Raw genomic sequence first — 17,981 nt, 5'->3', positions numbered from 1 at the left:
AGGTGAGCACATTGGAATTATGGTTGCTGATAATATTACTTTCAATTGTTTTAATAGCGATTGTAGTGCCATTGCTGTTATTTTTGCGGGTCTATTTGCATGATGAAAAACAGCAGGAACATTCTATTTTACACAATTATCCACTTTTGGGAAAAGCCCGCTATATTATCGAGAAGGCTGGGCCTGAATTGAGACAATACCTGTTTAATAATGATAATGAAGGCAGACCCTTTCATCGGCGGGAATTTGAATTTGTTTATAAAGCTGGGAAATACAATGACCGGATGATGGGATATGGATCTGAGCGAAACTTTGAAGAGGATGGATTTTACATTGCAAATCATATGTTTCCAAAACAGCGCGAAGAAATGAAGATTGACCAAAAGCCCGAAGTTAAAACAAAATTGTATAAAATAGATAATGAGAAACTCTTCAATCGCAAGGAACATCATAAAGATGCTTCCAATAAGCCATTTTATTTAACAGATGATGAGGCAATTATTCTCGGGAAAAATACGGTGAGAAATCCATTCAAAATAAAAGGACTGATTGGCCAATCTGCGATGAGTTTCGGTTCGCTCGGTGACCATGCGATTACTGCACTATCCAAGGGTTTAGGAATGGCCGGCGGAACCTGGATGAATACGGGGGAAGGAAGTATTTCGCCATATCATCTGGAAGGAAATGTGGATATCATTATGCAAATCAGTCCTGGGCTTTATGGTGTGAGGACAAAGAATGGAGAATTTTCTTGGGAGGAATTTAAGAAGCAGAGTGAAAAAGAGCAAATTAAAGCATTTGAATTAAAGATTGCCCAAGGTGCAAAGACGAGGGGCGGCCATGTCGATGCAAGTAAAGTAACGGAGGAAATTGCGGAAATACGAAACCTGGAACCTTGGACGGAAATTAATAGTCCAAACCGGTTCCATGAATTTTCCGATTTGCATGGCCTGCTGACATTTTTGGATAAATTACGTGATGCTGGCGGAAAACCAGTTGGAACAAAGATTGTTGTCGGAAATGAAAAACACGTAGAAGATTATATCAAGACAATGAAAGAAACAGACATCGTACCGGATTTTATAACTGTAGACGGAGGAAATGGAGGGACAGGTGCTTCGTTTTATGAACTGGCAGAGTCAGTTGGGCTCCCCACATTTGCAGCATTGCCGCTGGTAGATGAGCTTTTAAGAAAATACAAACTGCGTGATCGCACACATATTGTTGCATCAGGAAAATTAATCACTCCTGACAAAATAGCCCTTGCCTTAGCATTAGGTGCGGATATGATCAACATTGCAAGGGGATTTATGCTGAGTGTCGGCTGTATCATGGCAGAGGTTTGCCATACGAATAATTGCCCTGTCGGCGTGGCAACAACCGATCCGAAGCTGCAAAAGGCATTGAGTATTGAAGAAAAGAAATACAGAGTATGCAATTACCTGCTATCTCTTAGGGAGGGTGTTGTTGAAATGGCCGCAGTTGCTGGAATTGACTCTCCTACCAAATTTACAAGAGATCATATTGTATTTAAAGATAGATTTAATGCTGTCATGAATATGCAGGATTATTCTTACTCAGATGAGATCAGGTTGTAGGATAGGATATTGTAGAGTTGTGTGTACTGCGGAGGTAGAGTTGAGAGATATGCGGGTGGAGTTGAGAGATAATACAGTAAAGTTGAGAGATATTCCAACCTCATGCAATTCCATGTCGAAGCTTAGCAAAATATTATGTCAAAGAAAACAGTTATCTGTAAATTCTGCTTACTTTTTACTTTGATGTTGATTCCCTTGGCAAACCGCGGTACAATAGAAACAATTATTAGTAAACAGCTTCATATTAGGGGGAATCTTGCAGTTATGGATTGCTATATGAGGGTATGTGAAGAATTTAGAGAGAAACTGGGCAGACAGCTGCAGCAAAATGAACTGGAATTTTTGCAATGGGTGTACGGCCAGTATTTAAGGGAAAAATCCGGGGTAAGTTACGAGTATTCCAAGTTATAAGGGAGGAAGCTACTCATGATGCAGTTATTACTGTATATAATTGTAGCAGTTGTGATTGGGCTGATCATGGCAGCAATCTTTGGTTTTAAAATAGCAGGTGGCTGGCCAGGGGCTATAATAGCTGGTTTACTGGGGGCGTGGATTGGTGATGTTCTCATAAGGGAGCTTGGTCCGACTATAGGAGGCGAACACATACTGCCTGCAGTGATTGGTTCTTTTGTAGTTATTTTAATTATTGGTCTTTTGGGAAGAAGGGCAAATATAAGAACATAAACAGCAAAATAGCGGGTAAAGTGTGAGTTTTTGAACATCCCCTTTTAAGAAGTCCTGGAGATAATCAGGGCTTTTTTGATTTTGATAAATTCACTCTCATGTTATACTTGTACTTGCTAAATATGAGTGGGGAGCGATTATAATGGCGGTGGCAAATGATACGATTATACGTAAAATGATCGATGAGTTGAACCAGGCAAAAACAAATCAAAATAATCATGCTAAAATGGTGAAGCATATTGCCAGTGTACGATTATTATGTGATTTATTTTTAGATGAAGAACCATCTGCGGGTGGCGATCTTAATAATATAACTCCAGAAGAAATGAAAGCAATGATCGGGGAAAAGGGAAACACAGAAAAACAAAGCAGTTTTCAAAAGAGACCATTGGAAGATGACAATGCAAATGGTGTTTCTCTTTTTGATTTTTAATGGATGAGGTGGAATAATGAAGTTACTTATACTATTAGGTGTTATAAACGGATTTCTGGCGGTGGCCTTAGGTGCATTTGGTGCACATGGTCTGGAAGGAAAGCTCTCGGAGAAAATGCTTGGTATTTGGGAAAAAGCGGTTAATTACCAAATGTTTCATACAATGGCACTGCTTGTAACAGGCTTGTTAATGGCAAAAATGACTGGCGGCAGTGTGACTTGGGCAGGCTGGATGTTCTTAATTGGAATTATACTTTTTTCGGGAAGTCTGTATATCTATTCAATAACGGCGGTTAAGACGTTTGCTATGATTACCCCAATCGGCGGTGTTGCTTTTTTAATTGGCTGGATTTTACTCGGAACTGCTGCAGTTAAATATCTGTAATTGTGAATATCCCCTATAATATAAAAATTAAATAGGTTGTAAACAGAAATAGCATAACAGCCCGGATAACCTGTTTTCCGGCTTTGGCTGTCTGATGGGAATACCACTCAATCATGGCATCTGTGATAAGACCAATTGCCAGTAAATAGAGGGAAAAGTAAATCAATAGCAGGTAACCCTGAATAAGTGCGATGAGTCCAATGAAAATAAGGCAGACAAGGGAGATAACTTCAACTCTTATGAATTTTCCATATGGATGTCTCATCGAATCGCCCCTTTTAGCTGTCAGCAAAATAGTGTAAAAAAGGATGACACCATTACAAATTATGTGTCATCCTTTTGTTTCTTAACGTGGAGAATAATTCGACATTTGATTATTGGATCCGAACGGGTAGGAATAGTTTATTTCTTCATCAAATGTGACGTAATCAAGGTAAATCATTAATAATAAGTACCTTTTTCCTGTCTGTGGATCACTTAATATAATATGATCTCTTCCAGCAGCTTCGATAATTCCTTTAAAAATTTGTGCATTCCACTCGTCGTTGTTTTCAAAGGTCATGTAAACAGTAGCTTGCTTTCCTCTATTCAACCGTAAAATATTTTCAATATACGATTCCTGGATTGGGAGCATACCTTGATCCCCGGCTGCTGCTGTCTGTGGTGTTGCTTGGGGCTGTTGGGTTTGCTGTGTCGGCGGAAATTGCTGTCTAGTCTGATACATCGGATAATATGCTGGAGATGATGGCGGATAATAGTAATAGGGATACGATGGGTATGGTTGTTGAAACTGATTAGGTGCACCTTCTTGCTTTTCACTCATTCAATAACCTCCTGATACATTCTTTTTTGACAGACCCGGTATTTCAAGTCTGTTTTCATAAGTACGGCGTTCACGAGGTGTTATTTCGTGAACAGCGTTAACACTTGGTCATCTAAACACTCGTGGGCAATCTGATTGTGTAGGGGCATAAAAGCAATGTGATTTATATCTGCCGACATTCCATTGATCAAACCATTGGGCTGGACAGTTTCCTGCCGGCATAAAGAACCATAGAGAATTTGTAGCAGGGTGTTGACGTTCACCTTGGATTGTTCTGCGTGCCAGCCGTTTGTCAGCTTCCCGAGCACGCTGATAGAAATATCCTTTCTGAGTTGCTTCAAAACCACCTGGACTTTGAAATACCATATCATTAATATTTCGAATGTCGGTGAAATCCAGGCAATCTGCGATGACTCGGTTTACACCGGTGTTGCCAACCATCAGCATGCCTAATTGTCCATCCCCCTCGGCCTCAGCCCGCATTAATCTCCCCAATAATGCAATATCTTTATCTGTGTGTGCTACAACGGCCATAAACATTCCTCGTTTCTGCTGAAAATCTTGATGCTAAGCTCACTAATTATATGTATGATATTAGCCCGGAAAGAATGACAGTAAATTATAGAATTGGGCTTGTTCCCGGAAATCAAAGTAAAAGAACATTTATTATTGAGAAGAAAATTGGGTGACTCAGGATTGTGCAGTATGAAACTTTTTAGAAAATAGCCAATAAAAAAAGACCTTCCGTTTTAAAAACAGAAGGTCTTTGTACACTTAGTTAAACTTCAAGATAAGCTGCTACATTTTCATTTGGTAAATGATTTCCGACGAAAAATTCACCAAACTCTCCATAACGTGAGCTTACTTCGTCAAAGCGCATTTCATATACAATTTTTTTGAACTGAAGCGGTTCATGGGCAAAAAGTGTAACGCCCCATTCCCAGTCATCAAGCCCGATGGAACCAGTAATTATTTGTTTTACTTTACCAGCATATTTGCGCCCGGTTTTACTGTGTTCATAGAGAAGCTTACCGCGTACATCTTTTTCAAGTGTATACCAGTTTTCTTCACCTTCCCGGCGTCTGTCCATTGGATAAAAACAAATATGCTCCCATTTTGGAAGAATTGGTTTCAGCCGCTCTTGAGTTTCCGGCAGGGTTTCCGGGTCAACGCCATCTTTTGCAGGACGGTATTTGGAAAGTTCCACTACAGAAACATAGGAATGTGCGGGTATTAAGAACTCGCCTAATTTTGATTTATTCAATTCTGTTTCAATGTCGTTTAGTTCCTCCATTGTAGGTCGCAGAAACATGAAAATCAGATCTGCCTTTTGTCCAACAACTTTATATAGAACATGGCTGCCATTCTTTTCAGCTTCAACGGCATCCCACTTTGCAAGTAATTTTTCAAAACCTGCAATCGCCTCATTGCGTTCCTCATTTGATGCTAATTTCCAGGCGGTCCAGTCTATCGTGCGTAAATCATGCAATGAATACCAGCCATCCATGGTTTCTACTGCTTCAACCATAATTATCTCTCCTTCTAATCAGAAAAGTTTTCACTATATGTTTTTAGTCTACCATAGTTAGGGAATGATAATCACATATGAACACTTCATGAAGGAAGTTGTCAAATTCCTGTCAAAATTAAAGTCAATGAGGCATGTGATTACTTTGATAACAGTCTGGAATCATTTATTATAAGGTAGAGAAACAAGGAGGCAGATGAAAATGAGTAATTTATTTGATGACTTAAAGGAAAAAGTAGTTAATAAAAATAAATCCATTGTTTTTCCCGAAGGATTGGATGAACGCATCTTAAGTGCTGCGAGTCAATTAGGAGCTGCAGGTATATTAACTCCTATATTAATAGGAGATAAAGCAAGTATTAAACAGAAAGCAGAAGAAACCGGGGTGGACGTCTCATCCTGCAATATAATGGACCCAAGAAATTTCCCTGAATTTAATCTGATGGTTGAAACCTTTGTAGAAAGACGGAAAGGAAAAGTAACGAAAGAGGATGCTGAAAAAATTCTCCTTGATGAAAACTATTTTGGCACCATGCTTGTATATATGAACCAGGCTGATGGTCTGGTAAGTGGCGCTGCACATTCAACAGCTGATACCGTACGTCCGGCACTGCAAATAATCAAAACCAAAGAAGGCATTAAAAAAACATCTGGAGTATTCGTCATGGTTCGCGATGATGAAAAGTATGTGTTTGCAGATTGTGCAATCAATATTAATCCAGATGCCCAGGATCTTGCTGAAATAGCTGTAGAAAGTGCAGAAACAGGAAGACTGTTTGATGTAGATCCGCGTGTAGCCATGCTGAGTTTTTCAACCAAAGGATCTGCAAAATCCGAAGAAACGGAAAGAGTAGTGGAAGCATTAGCGATTGCCAAAGAGAAAAATCCATCCCTTGTTATCGATGGGGAATTTCAATTTGACGCTGCGTTTGTTCCAAGTGTTGCAGCGAAAAAAGCCCCTGATTCTGAAATCAAAGGGGATGCAAATGTATTTATCTTTCCAAGTCTTGAAGCGGGAAATATCGGCTATAAAATTGCCCAGCGCCTAGGCAGATTTGAAGCTGTAGGGCCAGTATTGCAGGGACTCAATAAACCGGTGAATGACTTATCTCGCGGCTGCAGTGCAGACGATGTATTTAAATTGGCATTAATTACAGCAGCACAGGCGGAATAGAAAGTAATGTTAGTGTGAGCAGCCGACCTCTTCATGGCATGATGGACGTTTGAAAACGGTCTAAAACCGCATAAAGCAGTTCTATTTGACAAAGTGAACCAGCAGATTGCCGAAAAGGTCACATAGAGCGGTTCTACGTGCCGAATTGAGCCGGAGTCCTTCTGTACAGGTCACATAGAGCGGTTCTACGTGCTGAAATGAGCCGGAAGCGCTTCGCACAGGTCACATAAAGGTCCTACGTAACAAGGCAATCTAGCGGAACATCACTAAAACAGTTTATTTAGTCAGTTTATTCATATGAAAAATGCATGCAATAGTGTCACACGACCTGCTGCATGCATTTTTCAATAAAATATAAATCTTCATTGCATCTCCGCAATCTGCTCATTCCGCTTTTTCATTTGCTTCAATCGTTTTTGGAAGTCAGCCAGTTCTTTATCCGAAAACTCCGTTTCCACCACTAGCTGATCATTAAATGCATCTAATGCCTGGTATGCGCGTTTTTTCATGTAGTCAACTGTCAAATGTACATGAAGAAGCTCTGAAAGTGATCCCATTACATCAGGGTTGACCGTGGGATAATCAAATTTAGTTGGTTCACCTTTTTTGCTTATATCATAAAATTTCCGGATTAAAGCTGCCCGTTCCTTACTATTACCTTCAACATCCAGGTAAATTTGAATGGCTGCACCATCTTTTACACGCCGCTGTGAAATGCCGGCAAATTTCCTTCCATTAATACTTAAATCATAATCTCCGGGGCAGTATGAGCCAACAATTTCAAATGCTTCAATGCTATCCGTTAGGTCATGCAGCATAAATTGAATAAAGCTGACCATTGCCTCATAGCAATCATGAATTGAAATATGTTTTACTCCCGGGATAATGAGGGATATATTTAGTACGCCATCATCGAGTGCAACAGCAAGGCCGCCGGAGTTTCGCACAACGGCATGGTATCCTCGATCCGCGAGTAATTTAACTCCTTTATCAATATGGGGAAGCCTCGCATCAGGTATTCCCAGTACAATCGTATCCGGATGCACCCAAAGCCGCATTACTGGCGGTGTATGGTTATTGCCAACAGATAACGCAAGAGCATCATCGATTGCAAATGATGTCAGGGCAGTATTGGGTACATTATAAACAAGCTCCTGATTTGAATGATCGATATATCGAAATGTCTTATGACTAATAACGTCTTTCCAGTTTTTCATAGGTAAACTCCTTAGCAGCTCTTTTTTCCTTTTGGTATCTATTATATAATAAACTAAAATCACCGAAAAGAAACGGGTTGAAAAAATAGATGGCATATAAAGATGAACAATTAAATGAGGAGAAGGTCTTTAAGGATCCTGTACATAGATATGTTCATGTGAAAGACCAGGTAATCTGGGATTTGATAGCCGCACCTGAATTTCAGCGGCTTCGCAGAATCAAACAGCTCGGCACAACAAATTATACCTTTCATGGGGCAGAACACAGCCGTTTCAACCATTCACTGGGGGTATACGAAATTGTCCGGCGCATTATATACAACTTTCAGGACAGACCCCACTGGAATAATGATGAGCGCTTGCTGTGTTTGTGTGCAGCATTACTGCATGATTTGGGACATGGCCCGTTTTCGCATTCATTTGAAAAGGTATTTAAACTGGATCATGAGCATTTTACGAAAGAGATTATTGTTGGTGATACACAGATAAATAAAATTCTGGAAAAAGTGAGTCCGGGCTTTGCGCGAAAAGTGGCTGATGTGATTGCAAAAACATATGAGGATCAACTTGTGGTCAGCTTAATTTCGAGCCAGATAGATGCTGATCGCATGGATTATTTACAGCGTGACGCTTATTTTACAGGGGTAAGCTATGGTCATTTTGATATGGAAAGAATTTTGCGTGTTATGCGCCCAATCGAGGATCAGGTTGTTATAAAATCCACAGGCATGCATGCGGTGGAGGATTATATCATGAGTCGTTACCAGATGTATTGGCAGGTTTATTTTCATCCCGTGACGAGAAGCGCGGAAGTGATTTTGTCCAAGATTCTGCACCGTGCCAAGTATCTATTTGAAACAAAGGATTTTAAATTTAAGCTTGAGCCGACTCACTTTATGTCTTTTTTTACAGGGAATGTTTCCTTGGAGGAATATTTGAAGCTGGATGAATCAATTGTTCACTATTATTTCCAATTATGGCAGCAAGAGGATGATGAAATTCTGAGTGATCTGTGTGAGCGGTTTATGAACAGGCGCTTGTTTAAATATATTGAGTTTAATCCGAATCTGCAGATGAACGAGTGGATGGAGCTTTATAGGTTGTTTCAGAGTGCCGGAATTGATCCGGAGTACTATCTTGTTGTGGATTCTTCCTCTGACCTGCCGTATGATTTTTACCGGCCAGGGGAAGAGGAAGAACGTCTGCCCATTCATTTGCTTATGCCGAATAAGGGGCTAAAGGAGCTTTCCAGACATTCGGATATTGTGGAATCCATTTCCGGAAAAAAACGAACAGACCATAAGCTGTATTTTCCAATGGATATGCTGGATGCAATTAAAGATGAAACGGTTAAGGCGAAAATAAAAGAAATACTACATGGTCAAGGAGAGATAGAGAATGTTGAATAACCACGCAAAGCTGATGCAATTTTTTTCAGAAGCCAATGAAGTTGTTGGCCGTAAGAAGCTGCAAAAAATGATATATATCCTGCAAAAATGCAAGGTTCCTTTTGAAGAAAAATATCAATTTCATTTTTACGGTCCTTATTCAGAAGAATTGACATTGCGGGTGGAAGAGCTTTGCAACCTGGGATTCGTGGATGAAGTAAAGGAAAATAAAAGCAATTATTATCAATACCATTATTCAGTAACTGATGCTGGGGAATCCTTTTTAAAGCAATTCTCACTGGATATGCCGGATTTCACAGAAAAATTAGCTCTCCTGAAGGGTAAAAGCTCGAGGTTCCTGGAGCTCGTTTCTACAATGCTTTATTTTGATAATTTACCCAAAGATGAAGTTGAAGAAAAAATCCACCTAACAAAACCAAAACAAAAATATACTGTTGAAGAAATTTCAGAGGCATGGGCATTTATTGATAGACTTGTAATAGATAATTAAGTGTATTGGATCATTAATCCTGCAAGTTTCGTGCGGGATAAATGAAAACAGTGGACTGTCTGTGCTACAATGACACCAACATTGAATTTAAAGGAGGATGTTTTTCTGATATGAATTCAGATCAATCTTCAAACAAAAAGAAAAGCAATGCTTTTACAATAATTAAAGACGACTCAACCGACGGACATGGCGGGTATGGGGCCGGTACGGTCAGCCTGGAAAATATGTCTCCTGTCATTGTTGACCCAGATGAAAATACAGCATATGTAGATATGGGTGCAATGCATGCGCGAAGTGATATCGAACGCCGAGTGAAATATTTGCCTAATAAAGATGAAGTTCCAAATGGCAAGCTTTATTGGATTGTTTGGGTAAATGTGGAACGTGGTGAAAACGGTCCATACTATGCGGGGGTAGCCGGAAGTGAATTGCGTGTTGACCGCTCTATCAAACGTGCGTACAAATCTATGGCGGAACATGTAACGCATATGGAAAAATCACTTAAAGGAAAGATTATTGTTGAACATATGGATGACCATTCTAAGAAACTGCTGAAGGATTTCCTCGTCGATTTTAATCTAGATATGTGGAACAATTCAACAGATGAATTAAAAAATGCTCTTCCGGAGTAAAAAACGTTTTCAAAAGTGAACATTTTGTGACGAATTAGAAATGAATAGCTAAAATCTTGTACTTTCTTACAGAAATTTGTAAAATATGTATACATGGGCTTACTCATGTATTGCTAGGACAAAAAAGATGCCGACAATCGGGCAGGACGAACCTGCCTTGATGTCGGCTTCTTTTTTGGCGCCTGAAGGAAGGGGCAGCAGCCTGTTCTGGTGGATTTATTAGGCCATTGTTCGGAAGTATCTGTTCAGGCAGCTGAATAACCATCTGAGAATGAAAACATCAGTTAATTGTAACTGAATATCCGTCTGAGAATAGTACTATCCGTTCACCGAGCTGAATATCCGTCTGAGATCGGAACTATCCGTTCATCCAGCCTGAATCTCCAAGCAAAACTCAACCCCCCCTTACCTAAACACATCAAACCATTTTTCGAAAATACCTTTATTGTCTTCATCTTCCGTTCCGTGGAAATGCTCTGTACAGTAACCCTGCGGCTCTGTACCTGTTTCAAAATACATCACACGGCTCACATCACAGTAAGGGGTAGCACGCATTCCTGTAGCCGGGTCGATCGGAATACCTGTCACCCCTGGTGGTGCTGTAAAGTTTTCCTGATCCATACCTTGGTGGGCTGCTTCCATAAAATTTTTCCATATATTTTTCGCATAGGAGCTTTCCGCGACAAGCTCCATTGGACGATTATCGTCATAGCCTGTCCACACACCTGTTACAAGAGATGGACTGAAACCGACCATCCAGCTGTCAGAAATTGTTGTGCCAGACTTACCAGCATAAATTCTGGTAAGGTCATTTACCATTGAGGAGCCCGTAACAGCCATATAACCGTCCAGCTCCCTGTCAAACATGCCTGTCATCAAATGGGTTAAGACAAATGCTGTTTTTGAATTCAGTATCTGTTTCTCTGAAGGTATCTCCCGTTCAAAGAGAATATTCCCATCCCGGTCCATAATCTTTTCAATCGTATAACCATTAATTTCCTTTCCTCCATTGGCAAGAACTCCATATCCAGTTGCCATCTCCTCAACTGAAACGGCAGCAGTGCCTAGTGCCAGAGAAGGTACTGCCGGCAGTTCACTTTCTATGCCAAATTTTTCAGCAGCTTTAACCACTCTATCTGCTCCAAGGTACATAATAGTTTTCACGGCATAAACATTATCGGATAAAGCCAAGGCTTGAGCTAATGTAATTGGTTCGTAGGCATAATATCCATTATAATTGCCGGGCTGATAAACAGCATTATCCTCAAGCGTAAACGTTGTTGGCTTACTCATCAGCATGGTGTTTGGTGTGTAGCCGTTTTGCAGTGCAGTATAATATAAAAATGGTTTAAAAGCAGAGCCAGGCATTCGTTTGGCCATCGTAGCACGGTTAAAAGGACTCTTATCATAATTCCTTCCACCAGCCATTGCCCGAATTGCACCAGTTTCCGGATCCATGGAGATAACGCCTGTCTGAATTTCACTTTCTGGATTGATTACATTTTTGATAGTATGTTCAAGCTGCTTTTGAAAATCACTGTTCAGACTTGTATGAATCTGGAATCCTCCGGAACGTACCAATTCCGGTTCCAGGTCCAGCAGCTCGGCAGCTTCCTGTAAAACAGAGTCCTGAAAATAGTCGCCAATGTTTTTCTCTTTTTGCTTGTTTTCAGCAACGTATTGAAAATTCTCTGCAGCAGCCAGAGTCCGCTCCTCTTCTGAAATTACTTCTTCCGACAGCATAATACCCAAAATCTGCAGCTGCCGTTGCTTCGCTCTTTCCTCATCATGTAATGGGGAGTAATAGGATGGCCCTTTAGGAATTCCGGAAAGCATGGCCGCTTCCGCTAATGTTAAATCTTCTGCAGATTTAGCAAAAAAGTAATTACTTGCAGCCTCAATTCCATATGCACCATGTCCGTAGTAAATTGTGTTTAAATAGCCTTCCAGTATTTCCTCTTTTGTATAATACATTTCCAGCCGAATTGTATAGAAGGCCTCTTTTAATTTCCTGGTCCAGGTTTTTTCATGGGTTAAATATAGGTTGCGGGCATACTGCTGGGTCAGTGTGCTAGCACCTTCTTTTAATGATAAACTTTTAATGTCCTTTAAAATAGCACCGGCAATCCGCTTAAGGTCAAAGCCATGGTGATCATAAAAACTTTGGTCTTCAACCATAAGGGTAGCATCAATTACTGCGGGTGCAATTTGATCAAGTTCAACCCAATACCTATTTTCAGATCCCTTCTCTTCACCAATAATCTCACCGTTCGTGCTGTAATAAATTGTATTTTGCTCAGTCGTTAAGCTTGGAGGTCCTAAAATGAAGCTGGTAAAATAAACTCCACCAAGACTTACTAAAGCAAACAGAAAAATGCCCAGTAATAATTTGAAAATAATTTTATATTTTTTCAATCGAATTCCCATATGATTAGCCCCAAAGTTTAAAATAGTGTGCATTAATCCCATTATGGGAAAAGATAGATAGAAATAAACTTTTATAGGGAAATTTATAATAATATTGGAAGGTTGTATTCAAAGAGAATGGGGCTGAACGATGGACTCGTCCCACCAAAAAGATTTGTTGTCTTTAGCATGTATAGTTTTATTTCATAGTTTCTATAGACTGCGACGTAACTGCTCTGTTGATTTCAACTTCGGACGGATGTTTCGCGGGTTGAACGGATTATCAGGATTTGGGGTACTTCTATGAGCCCAACAGCTAGAAAACAGTAGCTACCGGTCACGTAGAGCGCCTCTCTAAGCCCCAACAGCCAGAAACAAGTAGCCACGGGTCACATAGCGCGCCTATCTGAGCCCATACAGCGAGAAACAAGTAGCCACCAGTCACATAGAGGATATTTCGTTGGATGGCTGATATGATGGTTAAAGTGTGGTTATATTTCCTGTGCGGACGATGGAATTATCATCGCTGATTTTACGTCACAGTTTTCATCAACTGCGATGCCAATGAGAGCAGCAAAGTATATGGAAACAGCTCAAATAAAGGTTCAGCAGCTATTTTTATAAATTCAGGTTGATTAACTCCCTGTTTTATCGCTATAATAGGAAAATATACGATTTTTTCAAAATAGAGGCGATCGAATGAATCCGTTAAATAAATCAGTTACTATTGAATTGCGAACAACCATTGATGACAATGGCCAGATGGAATATAACACGATAAAGCAACAAGGGAATTTTTATAAGAGAAATGAACTTGATGTGCTTACATACGAAGAAAAAGTGGATGGGCAGGGAGCCATTAAAAACCTTATTACTATCCAGCCGGATCGAGTAAGTATAAAACGTTCCGGTAATGTAACCATGAATCAAAAGTTCCGCTCTAACCATACGACGGAGAATGTCTTTCAGCACCCGCATGGAAACATACATATGGAAACTTTTACAAACTCAATAAGATATAAAATTGCTGATCACAATGTTGAAGGCGAACTGAACATTTTTTATACAGTAAAGTTAAATGGCCAGGAAGAAAGAAAGCATGAACTGGTATTAACCTACAAGGAGGATCCCCAATGAACGTTCTGACACAGACAGAGGATACATTAAAACAGGAAATTGCTGCTTCCATTATCAAGGCGAATCTTACAAGCGAAGAAGAATTGCCTGAAATTATACTCGAAAAGCCAAAAGATAAATCACATGGAGATTTTGCCGCAAATATAGCGATGCAGCTTGCACGAATTGCAAAAAAAGCACCGCGTCAAATTGCAGCAGAAATTGTGGAGAATTTGGATCAGACAAAAGCATCCATTGAGAAGGTGGAAATAGCCGGCCCGGGTTTTATTAATTTCTTCATGAAAACAGACTTTTTGGGAGAGGTAGTTCCTGCGATTCTTAACGCTCGTGAAAATTACGGAAAAACAGATGCTGGACAACAGGAAAAAGTCCAGGTTGAATTTGTTTCGGTCAATCCTACCGGTGATTTGCATCTGGGACATGCCCGTGGTGCTGCATTTGGAGATGTTTTATGTAACATTCTGGATGCTTCCGGCTACCAGGTGGAACGTGAATATTATATAAATGATGCAGGAAATCAGATTGATAATTTAGCTTTATCCGTTGAGGCACGTTACCTGCAGGCGCTTGGAAATAATGCTGAAATGCCTGAAGATGGCTACCATGGACAGGATATTATGGAAATTGGAAAAACATTAGCTGCTGAATTTGGGGACAAATGGGTTAATACTGACAGAGAAGAGCGCCTGGCATTTTTTAAAGAATATGGTCTGAACTATGAACTTGGAAAAATTGAAAAGGACCTTGCTGACTTTGGCGTGCAATTTGATAATTGGTTTTCTGAAAGATCGTTATACAAGGAAAATAAAATTACGAATGCGCTGAAGACCTTGGACGAAAAAGGCTTTATCTTTGAAAAGGACGGAGCTACTTGGTTTAAGACAACCGAATTCGATGATGATAAGGATCGCGTATTAATTAAACAGGATGGCAGCTATACGTATCTGACTCCTGATATCGCCTATCATAAAAATAAATTAGAACGCGGATTTGATAAAATTATTAATGTATGGGGCGCAGATCATCATGGATATATTCCAAGAATGCGTGCAGCTATTCAAGCACTCGGCTATTCGGCAGAGCAATTTGACGTAAAAATTATTCAAATGGTAAACCTGTTTGAAGGCGGAGAAAAAGTCCGGATGAGTAAACGTACAGGAAAAGCGGTTGCTTTAAGAGAATTAATGGAAGAGGTTGGAATTGATGCAGTACGCTACTTCTTTGTAGCCCGTTCCAATGACTCGCAGCTTGATTTTGATATGGATCTGGCACGGTCAGAGTCCAATGAAAATCCAGTGTATTATGTGCAGTACGCTCATGCACGTATATGTACGATGCTGAAGCAGGCTGAGGAAAAAGGATTTTCAGTTAATAAGGACTTTGATGCAGGATTGCTTACAGCTGAAAAGGAAGTGGATCTCCTTAAAAAATTAGGTGAATTTCCACAAACAGTGACTGAAGCAGCCCAAAAGCATACACCACATAAAGTTACCCAGTATGTATTTGATTTAGCATCCCTGCTGCACAGCTTTTATAATGCAGAAAAAGTGATTGATCCGGAAAATAAAGAGCAGACATTTGCCCGTATTGCATTAATGAAGGCAGTACGTATTACATTGGCTAATGCACTTCGTCTTATTGGTGTAACTGCACCGGAAAAGATGTAACTATTTCAATAGGTTGTTTCCCAAGAGCTGGGGAGACAGCCTTTTTTAAAAATATGACAATTATCATTTAATAAAAAAACCTCTTGACTGAATGCTCATTCACTATTAGAGTATAGATAAGGAAAATTATCTTGGTTAGGCCTATTTTTGATGATTTATTTATCTGAAAAATGAAATCGCTGTCATCATTATAGGCAAATCTGATAATATACTAGATATAGAGGGGGAACAGGGCAATGAATACATTTTTGCTGATAAATCTATTAGCATTTATTGCAGTTACTATATATGGTATATACTTGTTTGCCAAAGTTGTAGCAACGAGAATAGCATATATAAAACTAGGGCGGAAATCAGAATTTGACCGTGATTTTAAAGAACGGTTTCGCCGGATAGGCAAGATCGTTTTTGGTCAGTCGAAACTGTTAAAAGATAAGAAGTCCGGTACAATTCATGTCATGATGTTTTACGGGTTTCTTCTCGTACAATTTGGTGCGATTGATATGTTTGTTAAAGGTCTTTCTCCAGGCAATCACCTGCCTTTTGGGATCTTTTATCCGGGATTTGTTTTCTTCCAGGAGCTGGTTACATTAATGATCCTGGTAGCAGTGGCCTGGGCATTTTATCGCAGGTATATGGAAAAACTGGTTCGCTTAAAAAGGGGATTTAAAGCTGGGCTGGTTCTGGTTTTCATTGGTACTTTAATGGTTTCAGTTTTGGTTGGTAATGGTATGGCACAAATCTGGCATGGACATGAGGCGGCATGGACAGAGCCTGTTGCCAGTTTAATAGCTTTAGCTTTTGGCTGGATGTCAGGATCAGCAGCAATGGTTGTATTCTACATAGCATGGTGGGTTCACACCATTACGATTCTCTCCTTCCTTGTCTATGTACCGCAATCGAAACACGCACACTTAATTGCAGCACCAATTAATGTGTTCTTAAGTAAACGAGTACCAGGGAAATTGAAAAAAATTGATTTTGATATTGATGAAGAGACGGAAGAAAGTGAAGAAGAAATTTCGTTTGGTGTCGGAAAAGTAGAAGATTTTGAACAGCATCAAATGATCGACTTTTATGCCTGTGTGGAATGTGGGCGCTGTACCGATGTTTGTCCAGCCTCTGGAACAGGTAAGATGCTGTCACCAATGGATATTATGGTCAAAGTTCGTGATCATTTAACCGAAAAGGGCGCTGCAATTACCGGTAAAACACCATGGGTTCCTTCCTATGCTTTTTCAAATACGAACGGAAATCTTGCGAGTGCAGGAAATGAAGCAGCAGCTACTGTACAAAGTGCAAGCCTTATCGGGGATGTCATTACAGCAGAGGAACTTTCAGGCTGTACAACATGCCGAAACTGTGAAGATGCCTGCCCGGTAAACAATGAGCATGTTGGAACAATTATTGATATGCGCCGCTATCTTGTTATGACTGAGGGTAAGATGGATCAGGATGTACAGCGTGCGGTAATGAACATCGAGCGTCAGGGTAACCCTTGGGGACTATCGAAAAAAGACCGTATTAAATGGCGTGAGCAGGATGAATCTGCTTATATCCCAACAGTGAAAGAATTGAAGAAAGAAGATAAAGAGTTTGAATATCTTTTTTGGGTAAGCTCAATGGGCTCTTATGACAGCCGCAGTCAAAAAATCGCACTTGCTTTTGCTAAGCTTATGAATCAGGCTGACATCAGTTTTGCAATTCTTGGAAATAAAGAAGCAAATTCCGGGGATACAGCACGCCGTATCGGGAATGAATTTTTATTCCAGGAAATTGCCGAAAAGAATATTAAAGAATTTAATAAACATGATGTGAAGAAAATTGTTACGATTGATCCACATGCCTATAATATATTTAAAAATGAATACCCTGATTTTGGGTTTGAGGCAGAAGTGTTGCACCATACGCAAATGCTTTACGATCTGGTCATGAATGGAAAATTGAAGCCGAACCTTGCGATCAATGAAAGATTGACCTACCATGATTCCTGTTATTTGGGAAGATATAATGGTGTGTATGATCCGCCAAGGGAAATCCTAAGATCGATTCCAGGTCTTGAACTGGTGGAAATGGATCGTAATAAGGAAAATGGAATGTGCTGTGGTGCTGGTGGTGGTCTAATGTGGACAGAAGAAACTACTGGTAATCGCATAAATGTTGCCCGTACAGAACAGGCAATGGCTGTGGAGCCAACTATGATTTCCAGTGCATGTCCATACTGTCTGACCATGTTAAGTGATGGAACAAAAGCAAAAGAAGTGGAAGAAGATATCAGTACAATGGATGTTGCTGAAATCCTGGCACTTTCCGTTCTGGTAGAAGAGGAATCGAAGACAGCTTAATCATGAAGAGGGGAAAGAATTCGTCCCCTCTTTCTTAAAGAATATTAGTCGAG

Annotated in this window: 18 protein-coding genes; 12 read left to right on the top strand and 6 right to left on the bottom strand. The window is 40.0% G+C overall.

Translation table 11 applies throughout. From position 1 onward, the window contains the following. Positions 1–11: 11 nt before the first annotated feature. From CIL03_RS12665 to CIL03_RS12650, 5 genes are all read left to right on the top strand, one after another. Positions 12–1,598, top strand: coding sequence for an FMN-binding glutamate synthase family protein (locus CIL03_RS12665; protein ID WP_420855413.1), 1,587 nt, complete (start codon positions 12–14; stop codon positions 1,596–1,598). Between the two features lie 264 nt (positions 1,599–1,862). Next, positions 1,863–2,009, top strand: a complete 147-nt coding sequence (locus CIL03_RS19855; protein ID WP_165767952.1) for a hypothetical protein — start codon at positions 1,863–1,865, stop codon at positions 2,007–2,009. Between the two features lie 15 nt (positions 2,010–2,024). Beyond that, complete coding sequence (locus CIL03_RS12660) at positions 2,025–2,282, top strand: GlsB/YeaQ/YmgE family stress response membrane protein (RefSeq protein WP_094886227.1); 258 nt, start codon at positions 2,025–2,027, stop codon at positions 2,280–2,282. A gap of 142 nt (positions 2,283–2,424) precedes the next feature. Beyond that, positions 2,425–2,715 (top strand): YwdI family protein, encoded by a 291-nt coding sequence (locus tag CIL03_RS12655; protein WP_094886226.1) that lies wholly within the window; start codon positions 2,425–2,427, stop codon positions 2,713–2,715. A 16-nt stretch (positions 2,716–2,731) separates the two neighbouring features. After that, positions 2,732–3,100, top strand: a complete 369-nt coding sequence (locus tag CIL03_RS12650) for a DUF423 domain-containing protein (protein WP_094886225.1) — start codon at positions 2,732–2,734, stop codon at positions 3,098–3,100. A 13-nt stretch (positions 3,101–3,113) separates the two neighbouring features. Here CIL03_RS12650 and CIL03_RS12645 read toward each other — a convergent pair whose 3' ends face one another. The 4 genes from CIL03_RS12645 to hemQ all read right to left on the bottom strand — a co-directional run bounded on the left by CIL03_RS12645 (position 3,114) and on the right by hemQ (position 5,451). Then, a complete protein-coding gene (locus CIL03_RS12645) occupies positions 3,114–3,365 on the bottom strand; it encodes a hypothetical protein (RefSeq protein WP_094886224.1) in 252 nt (83 codons plus the stop codon). A gap of 81 nt (positions 3,366–3,446) precedes the next feature. After that, positions 3,447–3,923: a spore coat protein GerQ gene (gene gerQ, locus CIL03_RS12640; protein ID WP_240508065.1), complete on the bottom strand. Its 477-nt coding sequence runs from the start codon at positions 3,921–3,923 to the stop codon at positions 3,447–3,449. Positions 3,924–4,031: 108 nt separating this feature from the next. Then, entirely contained in the window at positions 4,032–4,457 is a 426-nt protein-coding gene (locus CIL03_RS12635; protein ID WP_094886223.1) for a cell wall hydrolase, read from the bottom strand. A gap of 244 nt (positions 4,458–4,701) precedes the next feature. Then, positions 4,702–5,451, bottom strand: a complete 750-nt coding sequence (hemQ, locus tag CIL03_RS12630; RefSeq protein WP_094886222.1) for a hydrogen peroxide-dependent heme synthase — start codon at positions 5,449–5,451, stop codon at positions 4,702–4,704. A gap of 202 nt (positions 5,452–5,653) precedes the next feature. Here hemQ and pta point away from each other — a divergent pair, with 202 nt between their 5' ends. After that, positions 5,654–6,625, top strand: coding sequence for a phosphate acetyltransferase (gene pta / locus CIL03_RS12625; RefSeq protein WP_094886221.1), 972 nt, complete (start codon positions 5,654–5,656; stop codon positions 6,623–6,625). A 362-nt stretch (positions 6,626–6,987) separates the two neighbouring features. On the opposite strand, the gene CIL03_RS12620 is transcribed toward pta, so the two are convergent. Continuing rightward, positions 6,988–7,842, bottom strand: coding sequence for a lipoate--protein ligase family protein (locus tag CIL03_RS12620; protein ID WP_094886220.1), 855 nt, complete (start codon positions 7,840–7,842; stop codon positions 6,988–6,990). Between the two features lie 89 nt (positions 7,843–7,931). Between CIL03_RS12620 and CIL03_RS12615 the strand changes: the two genes are divergently transcribed. The 3 genes from CIL03_RS12615 to CIL03_RS12605 all read left to right on the top strand — a co-directional run bounded on the left by CIL03_RS12615 (position 7,932) and on the right by CIL03_RS12605 (position 10,373). Further along, positions 7,932–9,251 (top strand): HD domain-containing protein, encoded by a 1,320-nt coding sequence (locus CIL03_RS12615; protein ID WP_094886219.1) that lies wholly within the window; start codon positions 7,932–7,934, stop codon positions 9,249–9,251. Next, a complete protein-coding gene (locus CIL03_RS12610) occupies positions 9,241–9,741 on the top strand; it encodes a YwgA family protein (protein ID WP_094886218.1) in 501 nt (166 codons plus the stop codon). Before CIL03_RS12615 ends, CIL03_RS12610 begins: the two co-directional genes overlap by 11 nt. Positions 9,742–9,851: 110 nt before the next feature. Beyond that, positions 9,852–10,373 (top strand): YwhD family protein, encoded by a 522-nt coding sequence (locus tag CIL03_RS12605; protein ID WP_094886217.1) that lies wholly within the window; start codon positions 9,852–9,854, stop codon positions 10,371–10,373. A gap of 405 nt (positions 10,374–10,778) precedes the next feature. Here CIL03_RS12605 and CIL03_RS12600 read toward each other — a convergent pair whose 3' ends face one another. Next, a complete protein-coding gene (locus tag CIL03_RS12600) occupies positions 10,779–12,800 on the bottom strand; it encodes a transglycosylase domain-containing protein (RefSeq protein WP_094886216.1) in 2,022 nt (673 codons plus the stop codon). Between the two features lie 678 nt (positions 12,801–13,478). Between CIL03_RS12600 and CIL03_RS12595 the strand changes: the two genes are divergently transcribed. The 3 genes from CIL03_RS12595 to CIL03_RS12585 all read left to right on the top strand — a co-directional run bounded on the left by CIL03_RS12595 (position 13,479) and on the right by CIL03_RS12585 (position 17,928). Continuing rightward, positions 13,479–13,916: a YwiB family protein gene (locus CIL03_RS12595; RefSeq protein ID WP_094886215.1), complete on the top strand. Its 438-nt coding sequence runs from the start codon at positions 13,479–13,481 to the stop codon at positions 13,914–13,916. Continuing rightward, the gene (gene argS, locus CIL03_RS12590) at positions 13,913–15,583 is read left to right on the top strand and encodes an arginine--tRNA ligase (protein ID WP_094886214.1); all 1,671 of its coding nucleotides are present in this window, start codon (positions 13,913–13,915) and stop codon (positions 15,581–15,583) included. The genes CIL03_RS12595 and argS overlap by 4 nt, the downstream gene beginning before the upstream one ends. Positions 15,584–15,819: 236 nt before the next feature. After that, complete coding sequence (locus CIL03_RS12585; RefSeq protein ID WP_094886213.1) at positions 15,820–17,928, top strand: (Fe-S)-binding protein; 2,109 nt, start codon at positions 15,820–15,822, stop codon at positions 17,926–17,928. Positions 17,929–17,981: the final 53 nt, after the last annotated feature.

The organism is Virgibacillus indicus, from assembly GCF_002266285.1.
Taxonomy (GTDB): Bacteria; Bacillota; Bacilli; order Bacillales; family Amphibacillaceae; genus Virgibacillus_K; species Virgibacillus_K indicus.
This window is presented reverse-complemented; position numbering and strand designations above follow the sequence as displayed.

What these genes read in the sequence shown, in the direction of transcription:
- CIL03_RS19855 (WP_165767952.1), top strand. Translation starts at nt 1,863, where the DNA reads ATGGATTGCTATATGAGGGTATGTGAAGAATTTAGAGAGAAACTGGGC.
- CIL03_RS12660 (WP_094886227.1), top strand. Translation starts at nt 2,025, where the DNA reads ATGATGCAGTTATTACTGTATATAATTGTAGCAGTTGTGATTGGGCTG.
- CIL03_RS12655 (WP_094886226.1), top strand. Translation starts at nt 2,425, where the DNA reads ATGGCGGTGGCAAATGATACGATTATACGTAAAATGATCGATGAGTTG.
- CIL03_RS12650 (WP_094886225.1), top strand. Translation starts at nt 2,732, where the DNA reads ATGAAGTTACTTATACTATTAGGTGTTATAAACGGATTTCTGGCGGTG.
- CIL03_RS12645 (WP_094886224.1), bottom strand. Translation starts at nt 3,365, where the DNA reads ATGAGACATCCATATGGAAAATTCATAAGAGTTGAAGTTATCTCCCTT.
- gerQ (WP_240508065.1), bottom strand. Translation starts at nt 3,923, where the DNA reads ATGAGTGAAAAGCAAGAAGGTGCACCTAATCAGTTTCAACAACCATAC.
- CIL03_RS12635 (WP_094886223.1), bottom strand. Translation starts at nt 4,457, where the DNA reads ATGGCCGTTGTAGCACACACAGATAAAGATATTGCATTATTGGGGAGA.
- hemQ (WP_094886222.1), bottom strand. Translation starts at nt 5,451, where the DNA reads ATGGTTGAAGCAGTAGAAACCATGGATGGCTGGTATTCATTGCATGAT.
- pta (WP_094886221.1), top strand. Translation starts at nt 5,654, where the DNA reads ATGAGTAATTTATTTGATGACTTAAAGGAAAAAGTAGTTAATAAAAAT.
- CIL03_RS12620 (WP_094886220.1), bottom strand. Translation starts at nt 7,842, where the DNA reads ATGAAAAACTGGAAAGACGTTATTAGTCATAAGACATTTCGATATATC.
- CIL03_RS12615 (WP_094886219.1), top strand. Translation starts at nt 7,932, where the DNA reads ATGGCATATAAAGATGAACAATTAAATGAGGAGAAGGTCTTTAAGGAT.
- CIL03_RS12610 (WP_094886218.1), top strand. Translation starts at nt 9,241, where the DNA reads ATGTTGAATAACCACGCAAAGCTGATGCAATTTTTTTCAGAAGCCAAT.
- CIL03_RS12605 (WP_094886217.1), top strand. Translation starts at nt 9,852, where the DNA reads ATGAATTCAGATCAATCTTCAAACAAAAAGAAAAGCAATGCTTTTACA.
- CIL03_RS12600 (WP_094886216.1), bottom strand. Translation starts at nt 12,800, where the DNA reads ATGGGAATTCGATTGAAAAAATATAAAATTATTTTCAAATTATTACTG.
- CIL03_RS12595 (WP_094886215.1), top strand. Translation starts at nt 13,479, where the DNA reads ATGAATCCGTTAAATAAATCAGTTACTATTGAATTGCGAACAACCATT.
- argS (WP_094886214.1), top strand. Translation starts at nt 13,913, where the DNA reads ATGAACGTTCTGACACAGACAGAGGATACATTAAAACAGGAAATTGCT.
- CIL03_RS12585 (WP_094886213.1), top strand. Translation starts at nt 15,820, where the DNA reads ATGAATACATTTTTGCTGATAAATCTATTAGCATTTATTGCAGTTACT.